The sequence below is a fragment of the Streptomyces sp. NPDC031049 genome (genome assembly GCF_055571015.1).
Genome location: NZ_JBVIGC010000026.1, coordinates 22,082 through 38,592, shown reverse-complemented (window position 1 = coordinate 38,592; position 16,511 = coordinate 22,082). Strand labels below are relative to the sequence as shown.

Annotated in this window: 18 protein-coding genes; 10 read left to right on the top strand and 8 right to left on the bottom strand. The window is 74.3% G+C overall.

All coding sequences use genetic code 11. The annotated features are described in order from the left end of the window. Positions 1-165 precede the first annotated feature (165 nt). The gene (locus tag ACZ45Q_RS31580) at positions 166-360 is read right to left on the bottom strand and encodes a hypothetical protein (protein WP_468267689.1); all 195 of its coding nucleotides are present in this window, start codon (positions 358-360) and stop codon (positions 166-168) included. Between the two features lie 383 nt (positions 361-743). On the opposite strand from ACZ45Q_RS31580, the gene ctaD reads away from it, so the two are divergent. Further along, positions 744-2,450, top strand: a complete 1,707-nt coding sequence (gene ctaD / locus ACZ45Q_RS31575; RefSeq protein ID WP_468267686.1) for an aa3-type cytochrome oxidase subunit I — start codon at positions 744-746, stop codon at positions 2,448-2,450. Positions 2,451-2,506: 56 nt separating this feature from the next. On the opposite strand, the gene ACZ45Q_RS31570 is transcribed toward ctaD, so the two are convergent. Beyond that, on the bottom strand, positions 2,507-3,754 hold the full coding sequence (locus ACZ45Q_RS31570; RefSeq protein ID WP_468267683.1) for a cytochrome P450: 1,248 nt from the start codon (positions 3,752-3,754) through the stop codon (positions 2,507-2,509). A 206-nt stretch (positions 3,755-3,960) separates the two neighbouring features. Between ACZ45Q_RS31570 and ACZ45Q_RS31565 the strand changes: the two genes are divergently transcribed. Next, positions 3,961-4,335, top strand: coding sequence for a peptidase M23 (locus tag ACZ45Q_RS31565; RefSeq protein WP_468267680.1), 375 nt, complete (start codon positions 3,961-3,963; stop codon positions 4,333-4,335). A gap of 84 nt (positions 4,336-4,419) precedes the next feature. Here the strand turns inward: ACZ45Q_RS31565 and ACZ45Q_RS31560 are convergent, their stop codons facing one another. Both ACZ45Q_RS31560 and ACZ45Q_RS31555 read right to left on the bottom strand, forming a co-directional pair. Next, the gene (locus ACZ45Q_RS31560) at positions 4,420-5,037 is read right to left on the bottom strand and encodes a hypothetical protein (RefSeq protein ID WP_468267677.1); all 618 of its coding nucleotides are present in this window, start codon (positions 5,035-5,037) and stop codon (positions 4,420-4,422) included. Positions 5,038-5,216: 179 nt separating this feature from the next. Next, positions 5,217-5,630 (bottom strand): SRPBCC family protein, encoded by a 414-nt coding sequence (locus ACZ45Q_RS31555; protein ID WP_468267674.1) that lies wholly within the window; start codon positions 5,628-5,630, stop codon positions 5,217-5,219. A gap of 168 nt (positions 5,631-5,798) precedes the next feature. On the opposite strand from ACZ45Q_RS31555, the gene ACZ45Q_RS31550 reads away from it, so the two are divergent. Next, entirely contained in the window at positions 5,799-6,980 is a 1,182-nt protein-coding gene (locus tag ACZ45Q_RS31550) for a PP2C family protein-serine/threonine phosphatase (RefSeq protein WP_468267671.1), read from the top strand. Between the two features lie 47 nt (positions 6,981-7,027). Here ACZ45Q_RS31550 and ACZ45Q_RS31545 read toward each other — a convergent pair whose 3' ends face one another. Next, the gene (locus ACZ45Q_RS31545; RefSeq protein ID WP_468267668.1) at positions 7,028-7,336 is read right to left on the bottom strand and encodes a hypothetical protein; all 309 of its coding nucleotides are present in this window, start codon (positions 7,334-7,336) and stop codon (positions 7,028-7,030) included. Positions 7,337-7,517: 181 nt separating this feature from the next. Here ACZ45Q_RS31545 and ACZ45Q_RS31540 point away from each other — a divergent pair, with 181 nt between their 5' ends. The 4 genes from ACZ45Q_RS31540 to ACZ45Q_RS31525 all read left to right on the top strand — a co-directional run bounded on the left by ACZ45Q_RS31540 (position 7,518) and on the right by ACZ45Q_RS31525 (position 10,022). Further along, a complete protein-coding gene (locus ACZ45Q_RS31540) occupies positions 7,518-8,222 on the top strand; it encodes a nucleotidyltransferase family protein (RefSeq protein WP_468267665.1) in 705 nt (234 codons plus the stop codon). Beyond that, positions 8,219-8,512: a hypothetical protein gene (locus ACZ45Q_RS31535; protein ID WP_468267662.1), complete on the top strand. Its 294-nt coding sequence runs from the start codon at positions 8,219-8,221 to the stop codon at positions 8,510-8,512. Before ACZ45Q_RS31540 ends, ACZ45Q_RS31535 begins: the two co-directional genes overlap by 4 nt. Next, on the top strand, positions 8,512-9,240 hold the full coding sequence (locus ACZ45Q_RS31530) for a metallophosphoesterase family protein (RefSeq protein WP_468267659.1): 729 nt from the start codon (positions 8,512-8,514) through the stop codon (positions 9,238-9,240). The genes ACZ45Q_RS31535 and ACZ45Q_RS31530 overlap by 1 nt, the downstream gene beginning before the upstream one ends. Before the next feature lie 248 nt (positions 9,241-9,488). Then, entirely contained in the window at positions 9,489-10,022 is a 534-nt protein-coding gene (locus ACZ45Q_RS31525) for a DoxX family protein (protein WP_468267656.1), read from the top strand. Positions 10,023-10,095: 73 nt separating this feature from the next. Here the strand turns inward: ACZ45Q_RS31525 and ACZ45Q_RS31520 are convergent, their stop codons facing one another. Then, positions 10,096-10,857: a GbsR/MarR family transcriptional regulator gene (locus ACZ45Q_RS31520; RefSeq protein WP_468267653.1), complete on the bottom strand. Its 762-nt coding sequence runs from the start codon at positions 10,855-10,857 to the stop codon at positions 10,096-10,098. A gap of 227 nt (positions 10,858-11,084) precedes the next feature. Here ACZ45Q_RS31520 and ACZ45Q_RS31515 point away from each other — a divergent pair, with 227 nt between their 5' ends. Both ACZ45Q_RS31515 and ACZ45Q_RS31510 read left to right on the top strand, forming a co-directional pair. Further along, positions 11,085-11,756, top strand: a complete 672-nt coding sequence (locus ACZ45Q_RS31515; RefSeq protein ID WP_468267650.1) for a DUF4097 family beta strand repeat-containing protein — start codon at positions 11,085-11,087, stop codon at positions 11,754-11,756. A gap of 168 nt (positions 11,757-11,924) precedes the next feature. Then, positions 11,925-12,488, top strand: a complete 564-nt coding sequence (locus ACZ45Q_RS31510) for a hemerythrin domain-containing protein (RefSeq protein ID WP_468267647.1) — start codon at positions 11,925-11,927, stop codon at positions 12,486-12,488. A 151-nt stretch (positions 12,489-12,639) separates the two neighbouring features. Here the strand turns inward: ACZ45Q_RS31510 and ACZ45Q_RS31505 are convergent, their stop codons facing one another. Together ACZ45Q_RS31505 and ACZ45Q_RS31500 are read right to left on the bottom strand one after the other, a co-directional pair. After that, the gene (locus ACZ45Q_RS31505) at positions 12,640-13,611 is read right to left on the bottom strand and encodes a glycosyltransferase family 9 protein (protein WP_468267644.1); all 972 of its coding nucleotides are present in this window, start codon (positions 13,609-13,611) and stop codon (positions 12,640-12,642) included. Beyond that, entirely contained in the window at positions 13,608-14,594 is a 987-nt protein-coding gene (locus ACZ45Q_RS31500) for an NAD-dependent epimerase/dehydratase family protein (RefSeq protein ID WP_468267641.1), read from the bottom strand. Before ACZ45Q_RS31500 ends, ACZ45Q_RS31505 begins: the two co-directional genes overlap by 4 nt. A 452-nt stretch (positions 14,595-15,046) precedes the next feature. Here ACZ45Q_RS31500 and ACZ45Q_RS31495 point away from each other — a divergent pair, with 452 nt between their 5' ends. Further along, positions 15,047-16,411: an MFS transporter gene (locus ACZ45Q_RS31495; RefSeq protein WP_468267638.1), complete on the top strand. Its 1,365-nt coding sequence runs from the start codon at positions 15,047-15,049 to the stop codon at positions 16,409-16,411. Positions 16,412-16,511: the final 100 nt, after the last annotated feature.

Below are 16,511 nucleotides of genomic sequence, written 5' to 3'. Positions count from 1 at the left end.
CGCACCGCCCGGAGAAGCCGGGGCGAAGCACCGCGCGGAAAGATCACCGGGGCAGCCGAGCCCTATGACCATGCACCCAGCCGACTATCACTTCCGGCCCGGTCACACGGCCGGGGCCGCCCCGCCGCGGGATGCGGTGGGCCGGCCCCGGTCGCACGAGGTCCCTCAACAGGACGTCGTGGCCATGAGTTTCTCGAACGACGCCATGCAGTCCGGGCAGTGCCGTGCCCGCTCGCCGTCCGTCGCCGCGCTCCGTTCGCTCAGTTTCTGTCCGCACAGCGTGGCCGCGGCCTGTTTGGCCATCACATGCCACACCAAGGCTCCGCCCGGCTCTTCCGGGCCCACGCACATCTCGTACATTTCGGCCTCCCAGGGTGGACGCCGCTGTCACACTCCAGGAGACACCGGATCGTCCGGTCACCTGAACCGCTCGGGGGCCATTCGGGTGACGACGGCCCGGCTCACCAGGGCGTCCGTGGCGCACCCGGACGGCTGGAAAGGCTCAGCCATTCGGCCCCAGTTCGGGCGGCATCTGACGTGGCGTCCGCCCGTGCGGCCGCAGGTGGGCTCCGCTGGAAGGCACGGCAGCGGCAGCCCCCGCGGGCGCCCGGCAGCGCGGGCCCCGGGCCCGGGCAGCACGGCCACGCCCGGGGCGGCGCGGGCCACCGCTCACCGGCGCCCCGGCCCCGCCCGCCGCTGGTGCCGCTCCCGTCCGTGTGTCCCCGCACCGACCGAGGAAGCTCATGGCGACGCAGACCGAACAGACCGCTCCGGCCCGGGTGGCACGGCTCCGCACCCGGGGCCGGGTGGTCGTCTCCTGGCTGACCACGACCGACCACAAGAAGATCGGCCACCTGTACCTGATCACGTCGTTCGGGTTCTTCCTGATCGCCGGGGCGCTGGCGATGGCGATCCGCGCGGAGCTGGCCCGGCCGGGGATGCAGTTCCTCTCCGCCGAGCAGTACAACCAGGCGTTCACGATGCACGGCACGATCATGCTGCTGCTTTTCGCCACCCCCACGTTCGCCGGGTTCGCCAACGCGGTGATGCCGTTGCAGATCGGCTCCCCCGATGTCGCCTTCCCGCGGCTGAACATGTTCTCGTACTGGCTGTTCCTCTTCGGCGGGCTGATCGTGCTCGGCAGCTTCCTCACCCCGCAGGGCGCCGCCGACTTCGGCTGGACCGCCTACACCCCGCTCAGCGGGCCTCTGCGCAGCCCCTATGTCGGCGGCGACCTGTGGATCATGGGGCTGGCGCTGTCCGGGTTCGGCACGATCCTCGGTGCCGTCAACTTCATCACCACGATCATCTGCATGCGCGCCCCCGGACTGACCATCTTCCGGATGCCGATCTTCACCTGGAACGTGCTGCTCACCTCGGTCCTGGTGCTGCTGGCCTTCCCGGTGCTGGCCGCGGCCCTGCTCGCCCTGGAGGCCGACCGGAAGTTCGGCGCGCACGTGTTCGACCCCCAGTTCGGCGGGGCCATCCTCTGGCAGCACCTGTTCTGGTTCTTCGGCCACCCCGAGGTCTACATCCTCGCCCTGCCGTTCTTCGGCGTGATCACCGAGATCATCCCGGTCTTCGCCCGCAAGCCCATCTTCGGCTACATGGGCCTGGTCGGCGCCACCATCGCCATCGCGGGGCTGTCGGCGACCGTGTGGGCGCACCACATGTTCGCCACCGGTGCCGTGCTGTTGCCGTTCTTCTCGTTCCTGACGTATCTCATCGCGGTGCCCACCGGGGTGAAGTTCTTCAACTGGATCGGCACCATGTGGAAGGGCTCGCTCTCGTTCGAGCCGCCGATGCTGTGGGCGGCCGGCTTCCTGGTCACGTTCCTCTTCGGCGGGCTGACCGGGGTGGTGCTGGGCTCGCCGCCCCTGGACTGGCACGTCACCGACTCGTACTTCGTCGTCGCGCACTTCCACTACGTGCTCTTCGGCACGATCGTGTTCGCGATGTTCGGCGGCTTCAGCTTCTGGTGGCCGAAGATGACCGGGCGGATGCTCGACCACCGCCTGGAGAAGATCCACTTCTGGACGCTGTTCGCGGGCTTCCACACCACGTTCCTGGTGCAGCACTGGCTCGGCGCCGAGGGCATGCCCCGCCGGTACGCCGACTACCTGGCCGCCGACGGTTTCACGGCCCTGAACACGCTCAGCTCCCTGGGCGCCTTCCTGCTGGGGCTGTCCACGCTGCCGTTCCTGTACAACGTCTGGAAGACCGCCAGGTACGGGACGAAGGTCGAGGTCGACGACCCCTGGGGGTACGGGCGTTCGCTGGAGTGGGCCACCTCCTGTCCCCCGCCCCGGCACAACTTCCGCGCGCTGCCGCGCGTCCGCTCCGAGTCGCCCGCCTTCGACCTCCACCACCCCGCCCCGTCCTCCCTGGACCAGGCGGAGCGCACCGGGCGGCGGGACGCGGTGGAGCCCGAGGGACCGGACGCCGGGTGAGGCACGCCCCGGGCCCGAGGGCCCGGGGCGTCCGGTGAGGCCGGGGCCCCGGGAGGTCAGGTGAGCGGTGCGCGGACGCCGGTGAGGACCACGCCGCTGCGCGGCCGGGTCGGGACGCGCCGCAGCGGGATGCTCAGGTCCTGCTCCGGGACCGTGTACTCCAGGCGGGCCAGCCGGACGGCGAGCGCCTCCAGCAGGCCGACGGCGATCCGCTCGCCGGGGCACCGGTGGCCGGTCGCCGGGTCGCCGCCGCCCTGCGGGATCAGTTCCCCGGCGCCGATCGGCCGGTCCAGGAACCGCTGCGGGCGGAAGGCGTACGGGTCGCCCCACAGCTCGTCGTCGTGGTGCTGGCCGTAGACGTCGAGCAGCAGCAGTCCGCCGGCCGGCAGAGAAGCCCCGTGCCAGGTCAGGTCGGTGACGGCGAGGCCGCCGAGGAACGGGGCGAAGGGGTAGAAGCGGCGCACCTCGTGGGCGAAGGCGGTGGCGAAGGCGCCGTCGCCGGACCGCAGCCGTTCGCGGTGCTCGGGCCACCGGTGCAGGGCGTGCGCGGAGAAGGCGACGAACCAGCTCACCGCGGCCGTGGGCCGGATGACGTTCAGCAGTTCCACCGCGGCCGTGCGCGCGGGGAGCGGCCCGTCGGAGGTGTCGCGGTGCCGGGCCACCCGGTCGAGCACCGAGTCCGCGGGCGCGGCCACCGCGCCGGAGCGGACGTCCTCGACCAGGCGGGAGAGCCGGGACTCCTGCCGGCCGCGCGCCCGTCGGGCCCGCAGGTGGCGCGGCCCCGCGGTGGCGAACCCGTCGACCATCGCCACCAGATCCCCGGCCAGGGACGCCGTGTCCGCCTCGTCCAGGGGGATGCCGGCCCAGCGGCACACACCGCGCGTCAGCACGACGGCCGCCTCGTCGAACAGCACGACGCGCTCCCGATCGCCGAAGGACCGTACGGCGTCGTCCCAGGCGGCGGTGACGTGGTCGGTGACACCGCCGACGGCGTCCGGTGCCAGCAGGGGCAGGAACAGTTCCTTGCGGGCGCGGTGGGCGGCGCCGTCGAGGGTGTGCACCGCGCCCTGGCCGAACAGGGTGTCCAACACCGGTCCGGGGACGGCGCCGTGCCGGCGCACCCGGCTCTCGTCGTAGAACAGCCGCACCGCTTCCGGGCCCCGTACGGCCAGCGCGGGCTTGCCCAGCAGCCGGGTGCGGACCACGGGGCCGGTGCTCTCCCGCATGCGGTTGGGCAGCCAGGCGTATCCCTCGGCCAGCAGGGCCGGACTGCGGTCGATCAGGGGGCGGCGGTCGGTGTCCATGGCCGCCGGGTGCCCGCGGCGGCCCTGCGGACACTCGCGCCCTCACACATCTCAGGGACCCCCGCGGGCCGCCGTCCCCTACCGTGCTGAGTGCCCGGCAGGTGCCGCGAGCAGCGGACACCCGCCTTGCCCGCCTCGGCGGCCCGCTGACCGCCGTGCGGTCACCGCCGACCGACCCGTTCCGACCGGACCACAGGGGGATCTCCATGAAGCGACCGATGCGCCGCTCCGTCACCGCGCTGGCCGCCGCCGCGCTCACCGCCGCCGCGCTCGCCGGCACGGCCCAGGCGGCTCCGGCTGCCCCGAGCGGCGGCGACCCGACGCTCACCGACGTCTACATCTGGGCCACGAACGTCAATCTGCGCCAGCACCCGACCACCAAGTCCCCGGTGCTCGCGGTCCGGTCGACGTACTGGCTGGACGCCGTCTGCCAGAAGCAGGGCGAGTACGTCCACGACCCGGCCGTCGGCGGCAACCGCTGGTGGACGGCCGTTCAGGAGTTCTCCGGCAGCGACATCGCCTGGGTGAACAACCTCTACCTCCGGGGCGGCGAGAAGATCGCCGGGGTTCCGGACTGCTGAAAGCGTCTCCGGGGAGCGAAGCGGGGGGCGGGCCGGGTCCGACCGGTCCGCCCCTTCGCGTACGGGCCCGCCGCGGCTTCCCGGTCAGTACAGCTTCTCCACGGCGCGGACGGTGGTCGCCTCGAAGTCGGCCACCTGCGCGTGCCGGAAGTCGCCCATCTGGCCCCAGTTGACGACGGTCACGGTCCGCCCGTCCCGGCCCACCGAGACCAGGTTGATGTCGGAGGCCCCCCAGCTCGTCCCGGTGTGCACGCCATAGACGTGCGCGCCTTCCTGGACGTCGAGCCGGCCGTAGTACTTCTGCTCGGCGGTGATGTCGGGGTATTGCTCCCTCAGCGTCCGCGCGCAGTCGGCGAGGTCCTGCCGCAGCAGGGCCGCGAGCCGGGTGGCCCGCCGGGGGTCGCGCTCGACCACCGTGACCTGCACGGCGCCGGTGTCGTACTCGGTCCAGTACCGGCGGTGGACGGCGGTGGACGGCAGGGCGTCGCCCACGCAGAGGGGCAGCGGGTCGGGCTGTCCGGCGGTGACCGGTCCCGCGTACCAGTCGGAGGCCGGGTGGGGCGGCAGTTCGGCGGGCGCCAGGAAGCGGGGCGTGGCGCCGGCGGACGGGGCCGCGGCGGCCGGGACGGCGGCCACGGCGAGCGCGGCCACGGCGGCCGACGCGGCGACGGCGGTGCGGGTGGTTCGGGCACGGACGGACATGTCTCCCCCAGGTCGGTCGGTCACGGTGCGGGCCGGGCGGGCAGGGGGCGCGTCGGCGCCCCCGGTCCTCGCCGGTCCCGTCACCCGTTACGACCCTCCGCCGCCCCCGAACGTTGCCCTCCCCACCGCAACGGTTCGGTCCCGGCCGGCACCGCCGGGCGGCGGCCCGTCCGGGCGGCTCAGCCCGCGCCGGGTCCCCGCGCCCCGCGTACCTGCTCCTCCAGCCGGCGCAGGCTGGTGTCGAGGGCCTCGGTGACCTCCCGGCGGCCGGGGTCGTGGCCGTCGTCGAAGAAGGACAGGTGCACCGTCACCTCGCTGGTGCCGCTGCCGATGCCGGCGACCTGGAGCCAGCCGGCGTAGCTGCCCTGGTCGCGGGTGCCCCACTCCAGCCGCATCTGCTCGGGCCTGGCGCGCAGCAGCGCGGAGGTGTCCTGGTCGGTGCGGTCCTCGTGGACGGTGACGGCGGGCGGCTCCTCGGCGTGCACATGCAGGTCCCGGGGCAGCCAGGCGTCGAGTCCGGCGACGTCCGCGGCCCGGTCGAAGACGTCCTCGGGCCGGGCGGTCATGGTGCGGGAGCGTTCGTACTCGGTCATGGCGGGGTCCCTCCTCGGCTCGGGTCCGGGTGCACCGACCGCGTGCCCCGGCCCGGCGGGACGAAGCGTGCCCGCAGTGGTCCGCTCGGCGCGCGGCGCGGGCCGGCCGGTGCCAGACTGCTGGGCAGTGTGTCCCGTTCCGGCCGGGCTGCGACGAGGGGAGACGAGGTGTCGACGGCAGAAGCGACCGAGGGACTGCTGCTGCGGTTCCTCGCCGACCCGGAGCATCTGACGCTGGACCTGCCGACCGCCGTCGCCCGCTGCGCGCGTGCGCTGGACCTTCAGCACGCCGTGGTCTACCTCGTCGACATCCAGCAGCGTCATCTCGTCCCGCAGACCGACGTGGCCTCCGCGCTGCCCGTGGACGGCTCCCTGGCGGGCTGGGCCTACCGCACGCAGTCGCTGCGGGTCCAGGAGGCGGAGACGGGCGGGGTCACGGCCTGGTACCCGCTGCTGGACGGCGCGGAGCGGCTCGGCGTCCTCGCCGTCAACCAGACCGCGCTCACCGCCGCCTCGCTGACCCGCGGACGGGCGCTCGCCTCCCTGCTCGCCATGATGATCACCTCGAAGCGGGCCTTCGAGGACTCCTTCGTCCGGCGCACCCGCACCGAACGGATGCAGCTGCCCTCCGAGATGCTCCGGGCGTTCCTGCCGCCCCGCACGATCGGCAACGCCCAGGTGGTGTCGACGGCGGTACTGGAGCCTGCCTACGAGATCGGCGGCGACGCCTTCGACCACGCGCTCACCGAGACGTCCCTGCACGCCTCGGTCTTCGACGCGATGGGGCACGACCTGGCCTCGGGGCTCACCAGCTCGGTCTCCCAGGCCGCCTGCCGCAACGCGCGGCGTACGGGGGCCGATCTGCCCGAGCTGGTGGAGTGCATCGACGACGCGCTGGCCCAGTGGCTGCCGGACAAGTTCTGCACGGGGATCATCGCCCAGCTCGACCTGGCGACGGGCATGCTGCGCTGGAGCAACTGCGGTCACCCCGCCCCCCTGCTCATCCGGGACGACGAGCTGCTCATCGACGCGATGGAGCGCGAGGCGGACCCGCCCCTCGGCCTGCCGTCCCTGCTGACGTCCCGGCCGCGGCAGACCCACGAGATGGCCCTGGAACCCGGCGACCGGGTGCTGATGTACACGGACGGGATCACCGAGGCCCGGACCCGCGAGGCCAAGCTGATGGGCCTGGAACGGTTCGCCGACTACGTCATCCGGGCCACGGCCGGCGGGGAGCTGGCGCCGGAGTCGCTGCGCCGGCTGATCCACTCGATCCTGGACACGCAGACCGACCGGTTGCGGGACGACGCGACGCTGCTGCTGTTCGAGTGGCGGCCCGCGTCCGGCTGAACCGCGGGGCCGCACGCGCGGGGGGTCCGTCCGGGCCGGCGCGCGGATCACACCGGGTGTCCCCGGGCCCGTAGCCAGCCGTGCACCGTGTCCTTGTCGGCGGGCGTGATCCGTACCGCGCCCCGGACCTGCGGGCCCTCGTCCTCGTTGAAGCCGGTGTCGGTGACGCGGGCGGTGACCCAGGTGGCCAGGTCCTCGGCGGCCCGGGGACCGAGGTCGCCCCGCTCCCAGCCGGCGCGGGCCTCGCGGGCCGCGTCGGCGTCGTGCCGTTCGGTCTCCGCCAGCCAGGCCGACACCACCCGCTCGACGGTCCGGCGCTCGTCCGCGCCGGTCTGCTGCCTGTCATTGGTGTTCATGTCCCCCGGGTGCCCGGATTCGCGCGTGCCGACAGCACCGCTCCCCGACCGGCGCGGATCGTGTCGACGCCCGGGCGCCGGGTACCCGAAGGGCACCGGCACGGCCGTGGGGTGACGGGCGTCCTCCCCGGCGGCCGGTGGACGGCACGGCCCGGAAGACACGGTCCGAAAGGGGACAGCGATGACGCAGCCCGCCGACGACAACGCTCTCGACCAGCGCGCCGGCGTGTCCGAACTCCGACTGGCGGCGGGGGCCCCCGGGCCGGTCCCCGAGCACCGGACGACCGGCCCGGCCGGGCTGCCCGGCGACGATCTGCCGATCGACCGCAACCAGGCGATCCTCCAGGCCGCCAAGCAGGTCGGGTCGCTGCTGAAGAAGACCGGGCTGCCGTTCGCGCTGGCCGGCAGCGTCGCGGTGTACGCGCACGGAGGCACCCAGAACCTTCAGCACGACGTCGACTTCTGCATCCGCCCCGAGGACGCCGGGGCCGTCGCCGAGGCCCTGCGGGAGGCCGGGCTCACGGTCTACACCCCGCCGGAGGACTGGCTGCTGAAGGCCACCTGCCTCGGCCAGCAGGTCGACCTGATCTTCGAGATGGCGCACCAGCCGGTGTCGTCGGAGCTGCTGGGCCGGGCCGAGGAGCTGTCGGTGGACTCCGTGCTCATGCCCGTGCTCTCGCCGACCGACCTGATGGCGAGCCTGCTGGCGGCCTTCTCCGAGCACCACTGCGACTTCGGGGCGGTGCTCCCGATCGCCCGCACCCTGCGGGAGAAGATCGACTGGGACGCGGTGCGCCGGGGGTGCGGGGACGAGCCGATGCCGGCCGCCTTCTTCTTCATCCTGGAGCGGCTGGAGATCATTCCGTCGAAGGAGGACCACCGATGAGCGACCCCGTCGCCCGCCAGGGCCCCGCGGCAGGTGCTCCGCCCCACGCGGAGAACGTCGAGTACCGCGTCGCCCATCTTCAGGACCGGCTCGCCGCCGAGGAGCTGGGCGAGCTGGGGGTGCGGTCCGAGATCCGGGCCGGAGCGGTCGTGGTGACCGGCACGGTGCCCTCGGCGCAGTGCCGGGAGACCCTGCTGCGGGTCGTCCACGAGGAGCTGGCCGGGCTGACCGTGCACAGTGACGTCGTGGTCGCGGAGACCACCCGGCCCGATCATGCGGAGGAGCTGTGATGGTCCGTGTCGCCGCCGTCGGAGACATCCACATGGGCCCGGAGAGCCAGGGCCTGCTGCGTCCCGCCTTCGACACGCTGCCCGAGTGCGCCGATCTGCTGCTGCTGGCCGGGGACCTCACCCGGCACGGCACACCGGAGGAGATGCGGGTGGTGGCGCAGGAGGTGCGCGGTCTGCGGGTGCCGGTGATCGCCGTGCTGGGCAACCACGACCACCACGACGAACAGCCCGAGAAGGTCACCGCCATCCTCCAGGACGCCGGGGTCACGGTCCTGGAGGGCGACAGCACGGTGGTGGACTGCGACGGGGCGCGCGTCGGGGTGGCCGGCGTCAAGGGCTTCTGCGGCGGGTTCGTCGGCCGCAGCGCCGGGGAGTTCGGCGAGCCGCTGATGAAGGAGTTCGTGCGGACGACCCGGCGCAGCGCGGACGCGCTGCGCTCCGCCCTGAAGGAGCTCGAGGGCCGGGGCTGCGACGTGCGGGTGGCGCTGACCCACTTCTCCCCCGTGGCCGACACGCTGGCCGGCGAGCCGCTGGAGATCCATCCGTTCCTCGGCAGTTATCTGCTGGCGGAGGCGATCGACACGGCCGGCGCCGATCTGGCGGTGCACGGGCACGCCCACCTGGGCACCGAGCACGGCATGACGGCGGGCGGCGTCCGGGTGCGCAACGTGGCCCAGCCGGTGATCCGCCGGGCGTTCAACGTGTACCGGCTGCACGGCGCCGGCTGAGGACGGGGCCGCCGTCGGTCAAGCATCGGTCGCGGCTGCCGGGGGACACCGACGGGGTTCGGGTCCCGGCGAGGACCCGCCGGGGCGGGCCGGGAGCGAGACGACGCCCGTGAGGCGCGCCGCATGGTGCGGACCGGCCGGGGCACCCGGTGCTCGCTGAAGAGACCGCAGAGCACACGCCCCCTGAAGAGACCGCAGAGCACACGCCCCCTGAAGAGACCGCAGAGCACACACCTCTGGAGAGACCCATGAGTCTGCTGCGTCTGGTCGGCCGCCCCATGCTCGCCTCGATGTTCGTCACCGGCGGCCTGAACTCCGTCCGCAACCCCGAGGCCGTGGCCCCCGTGGCCGAACCCGTGGTCCGGCCGATCACCGAGAGGGTGCCGCCGCTGCCGGACCGCACCGAACAGCTGGTGCGGATCAGCGGCGCCGTGCAGGTGGCGGGCGGGATCCTGCTGGGCCTGGGCCGCTTCCCGCGGCTGTCCGCGCTGGCCATCGCCGGGACCCTGGTGCCGACGACGCTGGCGGCGCACCGGTTCTGGGAGGCGGAGGACCCTTCCGAACGCACCCAGCAGCAGATCCACTTCTTCAAGAACCTGTCCATGCTGGGCGGTCTGCTGATCGCGGCCGACGACACCGGCAGCGCCCCGTCGCTGCTGTGGCGCGGCCGGCACGCCGCGCACGACCTGCGGCGCGACGCCCACCTGGTGCGCCGCTCGATGCGGGCCACCGCGGGCCCGGCGGCCATGGCGGGCGGGCTGCGGGCCAAGCTGCCCCGCTGAGCCGCCGCCCCGGCCGGGCACTCCCGGGCCCGGCCGGTTCCCTCCCCCGGCCGTGACCGCCGGCCGCCGCCGGTCAGCCCTCCCGCGCCGGCGGCGCCTCCCCGGCCGCGCCGTCCGGTGCCGTCCCGGGCCTGGTGTAGAGGATGTCGCGGGCCTGTTCCGCGGCGCGGGCGATGCTCTCGGAGACGAAGTCGACGAAGCGTGCGATGTTCTCCAGGCGGGTGGCGGCGGGAGTGCCGCGGCCGAGGACACCGACGCCCTGCCGTGCCGTCTCCCCCAGCTGGGCGGTGGAGCGGGCGCTGGCCATCATCGACTGGTACCAGACGTCGTCGTCGGCGATGTAGCGCTCACGGCGGCCCGCCTCGCGTTCCCGCCGGACCAGGCCCTGGCTCTCGAGGTACGCGATCGCCTTGGAGACCGACGCCGGGCTGACCTGGAGGCGCTGGACGAGTTCGGACGCGGTGACACTGCCCGCGTCGGTGGTGTACAGGCACACCAGTACCCGGGCCGTCATCCTGGGCAGGCCCGACTGCACGAGGACGGCGGTGAACGCCTCCTCGTACGCGCGTACCGCTTCGGCGTCGCGCCCGTGCGGCTGCGCGGGCGCGGGTGCGGGCCGGGGGGCCGTCTGCCCGCGCCGTCGTGCGCGGCGCTCGGTGGCGCGGTGGGCGAGGTCGGCGCGGTAGGCGGTGGGGCCGCCGTTGCGCATGACCTCGCGTGTGACGGTCGAGGTCGGGCGGTCCAGGCGTCTGGCGATCTCCGCGTAGGCGAGACCGTCGGCCAGCCCCAGCGCGATCCGCCGGCGCTCCTGCTGGGTGAGTCTGCCTCCCGGCATCGCGTTCTCCCGTCCGTGTCGGTGGCGGCCCCAGTATGGCGTTCACCCTCATCTCATTGCAACGCACTGAGACCCTCCATTGCGTTAGGCCACAGCACCATTGCAATGAATTACCGCAACTGACCTGCCAATACAGGGATTCCACGCAGTATCGCCGTTGCCGGACCCGTAAATGCAACGTAGCGTTTCCGATGTCAGAAACAACGAACGGACCGAAGGAGCGCACGATGCAGAAGTTCGACACCCCCGCCCCCGTCTCCACCGTGGTCGACGTCCCCGCGGGGCTGATCCGGTTCATCGCCGCCGACCGGGCCGACACCACGGTCGAGGTCCGGCCGGCGGACGCCGCCAAGAGCAGCGACGTGAAGGCCGCGGAGCAGACCGAGGTCGCCTACCGCGACGGCGTCCTGCGGATCGAGGCCCCGCCGGCGAGCCGGCGGATCCTCGGCCCCACCGGTGCGCTGGAGGTGACGGTCCAGCTGCCCGCCGGGTCGCGTATCGAGGCGAAGGCGGCCGACGCCGAGTTCCGGGGCGTCGGACGGCTCGGCGACGTCGTCCTCGAGGCCGCGCGCGGCACCGTCAAGGTCGACGAGACCGCGAGTGCCCGGCTCGCCCTCCTCGCCGGTGACGTCTCCGTCGGCCGCCTGGGCGGCTCCGCGGAGATCACCACCCAGAAGGGCGACATCCGCATCGCCGAGGCCGTGCACGGCACCGTCACCCTGCGCACGGAGCACGGCGACATCTCGGTCGACGCCGCCGAGGGGGTCTCCGCCATGCTGGACGCCGGCACCTCCCACGGCCGGATCCACAACGCGCTGCGCAACAGCGACGGCGCCGCCGCGGGTCTGAGCATCCACGCGACCACGGCCTACGGGGACGTCACCGCCCGCAGTCTGTGAGCCGGCCGGGCCGGAAGGAGTAGCCGGGCGGGCGGCGGTGTGCCGCCTGTGGTCGGCTGGCCTCGGGGGACCCCGGCAGAACAGGCGTTAGCGGACCGGGGACGGGGGGACCCGATGCCCGTGGCGGGCCGTTCCCGAGGCCGCCGCGACTTGTGTGGAGGTGAGGAAATGGGACACGGAGGAAACGTCATCGACGAGCTGACGACCGATCACCGGGAGGTCGAGGAGCTCTTCGGCAAGATCGAGGCTCTGCCGTCGGGTCACAAGGACCGCAAGCTGTACGCCGACCAGGCCACGATCGAGCTGGTCCGGCACTCGGTGGCGGAGGAGGCCTACCTGTATCCGGCCGTGCGTGAGCACGTCGCGAACGGCGACGCCCTCGCCGACAAGGAGCTGGAGGACCACGCCGAGGCCGAGCAGATCATGAAGGACCTGGAGGGCTGCGCCGCCGACGACCCCGAGTTCGACCGGCTGGTGGGCATGCTGATGAGTGAGATCCGCTCGCACGTGGCCGACGAGGAGGCCAACCTCTTCCCCCGGCTGCGCGAGGCGTGTCCGCCGGACGCGCTGAACGAACTGGGTGAGAAGGTCCGGCAGGCGAAGAAGACGGCTCCCACGCGGCCTCATCCGTCGGCCCCGGACAAGCCGCCGATGAACAAGCTGATGGCGCCCGGTGCCGGGCTGGTGGACCGGATGCGGGACGCGCTGTCCGGCCGCGGCAAGGCCGACTGAGGCGCGGGGCGCGTCCGTCCGGACGACTCGGCCAAGGGCCCGGTGCTCCGGCACCGGGCCCTTGGCCGTGCGCGCGTACGGCGCCGTACGGGTGTATGGCGGCGGCCGTGCGCGTGTACGGCGGCGTGATGCCCGGGTGCGGTGCGGGCGGTCAGCTGCCCGTGCCCAGCAGGCGGCGTACCGCGCGCAGCACGTCGACGGCCGGGCCCCGGCCGTCGACGGACACCGTGGGCACCCGGTACGGCGCCCGGCTGTCCGCCGACGGTGCCGGGGCGGCCAGGGAGACGACGGGGGTGCCGACCGCAGCGGCGAGGTGGGCCGGCCCGGCCGAGCCGGTGACCAGCACGTCGGCGGAGCGCAGTACCCCGGCGAGCGCCCGCGCCGTGGTCCGCCCGCCGAGGTCGACGGCCGTCTCCCCGCTGACCCCGTGGGTCAGGGCGGTCTCGTCGGCGCCGCCGGTGACGACGACCCGGTGGCCGGCGTCGCAGAGCAGGGCGACGGCCGCCGCGGCGCGGTCGGCGTCCCAGGCGCGGGCCGGATCCCCCGCGCCGGGGTGGACCACGACGTAGGGGCCGTTGCCGGTGAGCGAGGCGGTGTCGGGAGCGGGGCGGACCCGGAGCCGGCCGTCGTCCCCGGTGCGCAGGCCGAAGCCCATGGCGAGGGCGGTGTCCAGGGCCGCCTCGGCCTCGTGCCGGCCCGGCCGGCAGGGGTGCCGGAGGTCGAGGAGGGAGTCGTCGTGGAGGGGATCGTCGGGGAAGGCGTCCCGGGCCGTGCCGCCGGGGGCGCCGATGCGGCCCACCCGGGCGGTGCGGAGCAGCCGCGCCACGGGCAGCGGATCGTGCCGCTCCGGGGTGAGGACGAGGGCCACGTCGTACCCCTCCCGGCGCAGCCGCCGGACCACCGCGTCGGTGTCGGTGCCGTGCGGCGCGCCCGGCGCCGTGCCGTCCCCCGGTGTCTCCCAGGTCACCACGTCGTCCACGTGGGGCAGCAGCCGGGCGGCCGGAGCGCCGCGGGTGCCGCACAGCATCGTGACGCGGCCGGCCCGGTTGGCGACGGCCCGGACGGCCGGTCCGGTCAGCAGGACGTCGCCGAAGTCGCCGGCGTGGGCGACGAGGGCCTTCACGCCCACCACTCCCCTCCGTCGCGCCCGGCCGTCATCGCGGACACGGGTTCGGGCAGGTCCCGGAAGGCGGCGACGGTGCGTTCCAGCGCGTCCTGCCAGCACACCCGGGGCATCCAGCCGAAGATCTCCCGGGCGAAGCCGGTGACCGGCCTGGCGGCGGGCTCGGCGTCCTCCGTCCCGTCGACGAAGGTGAGCGGTGACGCCGAACCGGTCAGCTCGATCACCCGGCGGGCGACCTCGACGTCCGACGGTGTCTCGTCCCCGCCGATGTCCACGGGCCGCACCGACCGGCCGGCGGCCACCAGCAGCACGCCGTCGACCAGGTCGTCGACGTAGCACAGGGAGCGGGTCCGGCCGCCGTCCCCGGCGACGGTGACCGGCTGCCCGGTCAGCGCCTGCTCGATGAAGCGGCCCGGCGCGCTCCCGTCGTCCGTGCGCATCCGGGGCCCGCAGGCCGGGAACAGCCGTACGATCCCGGCGTTGGCGTCGGGGTCGCCCGCCTGGGCCGCGACCAGCGCCTCGGCGAACCGGACGGCGGCGGCACGGGGACCCTCGGCGCCGATGCCGACGGGGTCGTCGGCCCCGGGACCCGGGACCTGCGGCGGCGAGGAGGCGAGCAGGAAGCGGGCGCCGTCGCGGCGGGCCACGGCCAGCGCCGCACGGGTGCCGAGGCCGGCGGCGTCCAGCGCGTCCTCGGGCCGGTCCGGCGGGGCGACGGCGGGGCCGGCCAGATGCAGGACCAGGTCGTAGGGGCCGGTCAGGGCCTCGGGGCAGCCGGGGTCGGTGACGTCCCGTTCGAGGAAGCGGAAGCCGGGCCGGCCCGCCAGGTGGGCGACCTTCTCGGCCCGGCCGGTGGCGAGGTTGTCCACACAGTCGACTTCGACACCTGAATCGAGCAGCCGGGTGCACAGGTGGGAGCCGAGGAATCCCGCCCCTCCGGTGACCAGGGCACGGGACCAGGGCGCGGTGGGCTCGGTCTTCATGGTGCATGCCGCCAACGGCAACACGAGGACCACCATCCTTCCGCTGCGCGACGCCGACGAGCGCGTCCCCGAGTGCCCCACCGAGTCGCTTTCATACCTTGACGCCTGCCGTGCCCCCTGCGTCCAGCGCCGTGCGCGGGGGCCGGCGGTCGGAGCCGGCCGCCCCGGCCCGGGAGGCTGTGGCCGCCGTCACCGGCCTCGGACCGGGCCCCGGCGGCCCCCTACACCTGTGATCAACCACACTCGTGCCGCCAAGTGCCCTATCCACGGGGGTGTTTGGCCCCGGTACGGCCGGCCCGCCGGGATGCGGTGGCACCGACTCGGCCCTCCCCTCTGCCACCATGGTCCGCGCCGTGATCCGGCTCAGTGGAACGACCGTGCAGCGCAGCCGGTGACTTCCCTCCGGTCCCCGTCCCCTCCGGGCCTCCCGGCTCGTCTTCGAGTGCCGCACTGTGTCTTCCTCCCCTGTTTCCACCCCGCCCGCCCCCGCGCCGGACCCGGCGCCGGTCCCCGTCGACCCGCCATCCCCGGCGGCGTCCCGCTCGCCGTGGCGCTCCCTGCGGTACCGCAGCATGCGCTGGTGGTCCGTCGCGAACTTCGTGTCGAACGCCGGTACGTGGATGCAGCTCACGGTGCAGAACCTGCTGGTCCTCCAGATCACCGGGTCCGCCGCCGCGACGGGTCTGTCCATGTCCGTGCAGGCCGCGCCCGCCCTGCTGATCAGCGTGTTCGGCGGCGCGGCCGTCGACCGCTGGCCGCGGAAGCTGACGGCTGCCGTCAGCCAGGCCCTGCTGGGCGCCGTGGCGTTCACGACCGCCGTCCTGGTGGCCCTGGACCGGCTCGACATGACCTCGCTGATGGTGCTGGCGGCCGTGACCGGCGTCATCGCCACCGTCGACGGGCCTGCGTGCTCCCTGCTGGGCAACGACCTGGTCCCGCCGGAGGACGTGCCGTCCGCCATCGGTGTGGGCGCGCTGGTGCACCAGGCGGGCCGGCTCACCGGCGCGGCGCTGGCCGGTGTGACGGTCGGCTTCCTCGGCACGGCCGCCGCGTACGCGGCCAACGGGGTGTCGTTCCTGTTCGTGGCCTCCGTCGTCCCCTTCCTGCGTCCCGCGCGCGGGGCCGTGCGGGCCGACGGTCCCTCGCCGGCGCGCGGCGCGGGCGGCGGCATGACGGTGCGGGAGGGCCTGGCGTTCTTCGCCCGCCGGCCCCGGCTGCTCGCGCTGGCCGGTGTCACCGGGGTGAGCGCGGTCTTCGGCCGCAACTACGCGTTGACGCTGGCCGTCCTCGTCACCGGGCCGCTGGCGGGTGGTGCCGGGTCGTTCGGCACGGTCTCGACGGTGCTGGCGGTCGGCGGCATCATCGGCGCGGTGCTGGGCGGGCGGCTGCGCAGGCCCTCGGTGCGGCTGGTCGGCACGCTGGCCGCCGTGGGTGGGCTGTTGCAGGTGGTGGCGGGGATGTCACCGTCGCTCGCGGTGCTGCTGGTGCTGGTGCTGCCGATGGCCGTCGTGGAGTCCGTGTCGGACACGGCGGGGACTTCGGTCCTCCAGACCGATCCGCCTGCCCATATGCGCGGGCGGGTGCTCGGGGTGTGGGGCAGTGTCGGAACGGTGTGGAGTCTCGGTGGGCCGCCGGCGATCGGTCTGCTGATGGAGCTGGCGGGGCCGCGTGGCGCGCTGGTCTCGGGTGGGCTGGTCATCGCCGGGGCGGTCGGTGCGGGGTATCTGCTGCACGGTCGGCGTTCGGCTGCGCCGGTGGCGCTGCGGACGGAGGGTGGCGACCTGGCCGACCGGACCGCCCTCGGCACGGCGGCCTGACCGCCTGGGCGGCAGCGGATTTCCCTCGCCCCCGCCGCCCCTACCCGTCCCATCCTTCTGGGGGCTGCCGCCCCCAGACCCCCGCTTCGGCCTGAACGGC